The organism is Microbacterium sp. (assembly GCF_047972865.1).
GTDB lineage: Bacteria > Actinomycetota > Actinomycetes > Actinomycetales > Microbacteriaceae > Microbacterium.
Genome location: NZ_JBKEAY010000056.1, coordinates 1 through 3,214, shown reverse-complemented (window position 1 = coordinate 3,214; position 3,214 = coordinate 1). Strand labels below are relative to the sequence as shown.

Genomic DNA, 3,214 nt, shown 5'->3' with positions numbered 1-3,214 from the left:
CCGTCGCCGCCGTCCGTGCGGCCGCGCCTCCGGGGTCGGCGGTCGGCGGCATCCGCGGCGGCATGCACCGGCTCATCGAGGCCCTGGCAGCGGACGCCCGCGCCACGGGAGTCGACATCCGTCTCGGTTCCCGCATCGCCGACCCCGCGGGGTTGCCCGGGCGTGCGGTGCTCGCCGCCCCGGGCGTCGCCACGCCCGCGGCACCCGGTCGGCGGATCGTGCTCGCAACGCTCGTCGTCGACGCGCCGTGGCTCGACGCGGCACCCCGCGGGTCCGGACTGCTCGTCGCGCACGGCGCACCCGGCATCCGGGCGCGGGCCCTCACCCATGCGACGGCGAAGTGGGCGTGGCTTCGCGAAGCCGCGGGCGAGCGGCACGTGCTCCGGCTGTCGTACGACGTCGAGCCCGCCGATCTCGCGGCCACCGCCCTAGCCGACGCCCAGGCGCTGCTGGGCGGCCGGTTCGACGCGGTCGCCGGGTTCGCCAGGGTCGAATGGACACGCCCCGCGCCGGCCCCGGCATCCCCCCTTCCCACGGTCGGTGAAACCGTCGCCGGCTCCGGGCTGGCCGGCATCATCGCGCACGCCCGCCGCACGGTCATGGGCCTGCTCGTCTGACGGTGTCGGCGAGACGTCATCTGCCGCCCGCTTTCATTCGCGCCGAACTGCTGCCCGACCGCCGGGTTTCGGACACTTGGGCACGAATGAACGAAGCCCCCCGCTTTCATTCGCGCCGAACTGCTGCCGACACCCCGACGCACCGACAGTTCGGCGCGAACGAACCCCGGTCTCGCAAGATGCACCGGCACCGACTCACCCTGCGCGCAAACCGTGAGGGTTCGGTCGAAGTACGTGGGCTCGCGGCACAACCCTCTGGTTTGTCACTCCCCCCGCGCCGGGGGAGGATGGAGTCATGAGTTCTGCCGCCCTGCGCATCGGCACCCGCGGCAGCGCCCTGGCCCTCACCCAGACCGGCGCTGTCGCCGGGGCGATCACGGCAGCCACCGGTCGCGTCACTGAACTGGTGACGATCACGACGCAGGGCGATCGCTCCCGCGAGCCGCTCTCGCGCGCGGGCGGGACCGGGCTGTTCACCGGTGCGCTGCGCGACGCCCTCGACGCCGGCGAGGTCGACGTGATCGTGCACTCGTTCAAAGACCTCCCCACCGCCGCGCACCCGGCGTTCACGGTGGCGGCCGTGCCGGCGCGCGAAGACCCCCGCGACACGCTGTGCGCGCGGGACGGGCTCACGCTGGGCACCCTGCCGGCCGGCGCCCGGGTCGGAACCGGTTCGCCGCGCCGCGCCGCACAGCTGCGCGCCCGCCGTAGCGACCTGACCGTCGTCGACATCCGCGGCAACGTCGGCACCCGGCTCGGATTCGTGCGGTCGGGCGAACTTGATGCCGTCGTGCTCGCCGCTGCGGGTCTGAGTCGGTTGGGCGAGACCGACGCGGTCACCGAATTCCTCGACCTCGACGCCTGGCCCACTGCGCCCGCGCAGGGGGCGCTCGCCGTCGAAGTACGCCGCGGTGACGAGGACCTCGCCGTCGCGATCGACCACTCCCCCACCCGCGCCGCCGCCGCGGCGGAACGGGCCGTACTGGCCGCGCTGGAAGCGGGATGCTCGGCTCCGGTGGGCGCCCACGCGGTCATCGATGCGGGCCTCCTGCTGCTGACGGCGCGCGTGTACAGCCGCGACGGCACCACCGTGCTCACTGCAGCCCACGCCGCCGACTGGCCCGACCCCGCCGCCCCGGCCGAGGTGGGCGCCCGCGCCGCGGCCGACCTGCTGGCCCACGGCGCCGCGACACTGACCGCACCACCGCACCATGATGACCACGCCTGAGCCACGAGAGCCGCACATGATCGACCGCCCCCGGCGCCTCCGGAGCTCCCCCGCCATGCGCCGCCTCGTCGCCGAACACCGCCTGCACGCCGCCGATCTCATCCTGCCGATGTTCGTCCGTGAGGGCGCCAGCCAGCCGGTGCCGATCTCGTCGATGCCGGGCGTCGTGCAGCATTCGCTCGACTCGTTCAGGCGGGCCATCGCGGATGCCGCGGCGGCCGGCATCGGTGGCATCATGCTGTTCGGGGTGCCCGAGCACAAGGATGCTGTCGGCTCCGGCGCGACCGACCCCGACGGCATCCTCAACGTCGCCACCCGGATCGCGGTCGCCGAGGCCGGGGGCGCACTGGTCGTGCAGACCGACCTCTGCCTGGACGAATTCACCGACCACGGTCACTGCGGCGTGCTCGATGCCGACGGACGGATCGACAACGACGCGTCGCTCGTGCGCTACCGCGAGATGGCGCTCGCGCAGGCGGACGCCGGGTCCGAACTGCTGGGCCTGTCGGGCATGATGGACGGGCAGGTCGCCGCCGTCCGCGATGCTCTCGAGGACGCAGGTCACACCGACACCGCCATCCTCGGGTATGCCGCGAAGTACGCGTCGGCGTTCTACGGACCGTTCCGCGAGGCGGTGCAGTCCTCGCTGACCGGCGACCGCCGCACCTACCAGATGGACGCGGCGAACCGTCGCGAGGGTCGGCGCGAGATCGAACTCGACGTCGCCGAGGGCGCCGATGTCGTGATGGTCAAGCCCGCCATGAGCTACCTCGATGTGCTCGCCGATGCCGCCGCGGCCTCCCCCGTGCCGGTGTGGGCGTACCAGGTGTCGGGCGAGTACGCCATGATCGAGGCCGCCGCCGCGCACGGCTGGATCGACCGTCGCCGCGCGATCGAGGAGTCCGTGCTCAGCATCAAGCGTGCGGGAGCCGGAGCGGTCATGACCTACTGGGCGACCGAGATCGCGGGGTGGCTGCGATGACGACGAATGCCGCAGAGTTCGCCCGGGCCCGCCAGGCCATGCCCGGGGGCGTGAACTCGCCCGTCCGCGCGTTCGGTGCGGTCGGTGCGGATCCGCGCTTCTTCGTGTCTGCCTGCGGCGCGTACGTCACCGACGTCGAGGGACACGAGTACGTCGACCTCGTCGGCTCGTGGGGTCCCGCGATCCTCGGGCACGCACACCCCGCCGTCGTGGATACCGTGCAGCACGCCGCTGCCCGCGGGCTCGGTTTCGGGGCATCCACCCCGGGCGAGACGCAGTTGGCAGAGCTCATCCGTGCCCGCCTGGACCGCGACGGCGCCCGCCCCGTCGACAAGGTCCGCCTCGTCTCCACGGGTACCGAGGCGACCATGACGGCGCTGCGGCTCG

3 protein-coding genes and 1 pseudogene are annotated in these 3,214 nt (G+C 73.4%); all 4 read left to right on the top strand.

Going from position 1 to position 3,214, the window contains the following annotated elements; all coding sequences use genetic code 11:
• Positions 1-617 (top strand): annotated as a pseudogene (locus ACK5KK_RS03305) (hypothetical protein); the annotation flags it as partial.
• Positions 618-912: 295 nt separating this feature from the next.
• Positions 913-1,845, top strand: coding sequence for a hydroxymethylbilane synthase (gene hemC / locus ACK5KK_RS03300; protein ID WP_416888668.1), 933 nt, complete (start codon positions 913-915; stop codon positions 1,843-1,845).
• A gap of 16 nt (positions 1,846-1,861) precedes the next feature.
• Complete coding sequence (hemB, locus tag ACK5KK_RS03295; RefSeq protein ID WP_416888667.1) at positions 1,862-2,827, top strand: porphobilinogen synthase; 966 nt, start codon at positions 1,862-1,864, stop codon at positions 2,825-2,827.
• Positions 2,824-3,214 (top strand): aminotransferase class III-fold pyridoxal phosphate-dependent enzyme (locus ACK5KK_RS03290; protein WP_416888666.1); only part of this gene is annotated, 391 nt, incomplete at its 3' end. The genes hemB and ACK5KK_RS03290, both read left to right, overlap by 4 nt.